This is a genomic window from Microbacterium sp. bgisy203 (assembly GCF_965345155.1).
Lineage (GTDB): Bacteria > Actinomycetota > Actinomycetes > Actinomycetales > Microbacteriaceae > Microbacterium.
In genome coordinates this window covers 1-1,298 of record NZ_CBDRLZ010000021.1, presented here as the reverse complement: position 1 = coordinate 1,298, position 1,298 = coordinate 1, and the positions used below count along the sequence as shown (strand labels likewise).

The window sequence follows — 1,298 nt, the reverse complement described above, 5'->3', positions numbered from 1 at the left end:
ACAGTGATGATGGTGGTGGGAGCCCCGCAGCGGTCTTCCTGACTCAGCTACTGACTGACTGAGGGTCTTCAACGCGATCTGTCGGTTGATTCGCTGCGGGGCTGCCGTGCACTCACCGTGCGAGGGTCGTGACCTCATAGGAGCCTGTGCCAGCAGGCACCCATCACTGTCTTGTCCGCTCGCTCTCGGCGGTGCGTGCCGTTCATTCCGGTTGAGTGAGAGGAACGGCGATGACCACCATCGCACGAGAAGTTCAACAGGTCGAGGTCGCAGTCGGGGTCGACACGCACGGCGACACCCATACCGCCGCGGTGATCGACACCGCGGGGCGGTTGCTGGGGTGCGCCCAGTTCCCCGCGAACCCGAAGGGATACGCGTCGCTGCTGACCTGGGCGATGACGTTCGGGATGCTGCTCGTCGCGGCGGTCGAAGGCACCGGCGCCTACGGGGCGGGTCTTGCCCGCCACCTCCGTGGCGCCGGTATCGAGTTGCTGGAGATCGACCGGCCCGACCGCAAGGCCCGCCGGTTCGCGGGCAAGTCCGACCCGTTGGACGCGGAGGCAGCAGCGCGCGCGGGGCTGGCTGGGGCACGAACCGGCATCCCGAAAGACCGCACAGGGCAGGTCGAGGCGCTGCGGAACCTGCGGGTCGCGAGGCGCAGCGCCGTCGATCATCGCGCTGACTGCATGCGGCGGATCAAGACGCTGCTGGTCACCGCTCCCGACGAACTGCGAGAACGGTTGCGCCGACTAGCCGACCGGGATCTCCTGCACGCCTGCTCGGGGCTACGCCCCGACACCACACGGGTCGGTGAACCCGAACAGGCCGCGAAAGCCGCCCTGCGGTCTCTCGCACGCCGCCATGCCGCACTGACGGTCGAGATCGACGACCTCGACGAGTTGATCGAACCCCTCGTCACCGCGATCAACCCGGCACTGCTCGAACTCAACGGCGTCGGTCCAGACGTCGCCGGCCAGCTGTTGGTCACCGCGGGTGAGAACACCGACCGGCTCCACTCCGAAGCGGCGTTCGCGATGCTCTGCGGCGTCGCACCCATCCCCGCATCATCCGGGAAGACCCACCGGCACCGCCTCAACCGCGGCGGCGACCGGCAAGCCAACGCCGCCCTCTACCGCATCGTCCTCTGCCGACTCCGATGGGACCCCAGAACCCAGGCCTACATGCGACGACGCACCGAACAGGGCCTCTCCAAGAAGGACATCATCCGCTGCCTCAAACGCCTCATCGCCCGCGAGATCTACTACGTCCTCACCGCTTGACATCCATAGGAGCATCGC

At 67.4% G+C, this 1,298-nt stretch carries 1 protein-coding gene; it reads left to right on the top strand.

Annotated features, from left to right (window positions below; translation table 11 throughout):
• Nucleotides 1–230: 230 nt before the first annotated feature.
• Nucleotides 231–1,280, top strand: coding sequence for an IS110 family transposase (locus ACRVYW_RS14050; protein WP_431805357.1), 1,050 nt, complete (start codon nt 231–233; stop codon nt 1,278–1,280).
• The last annotated feature ends 18 nt before the right edge of the window (nt 1,281–1,298 follow it).

What these genes read in the sequence shown, in the direction of transcription:
- ACRVYW_RS14050 (WP_431805357.1), top strand. Translation starts at nt 231, where the DNA reads ATGACCACCATCGCACGAGAAGTTCAACAGGTCGAGGTCGCAGTCGGG.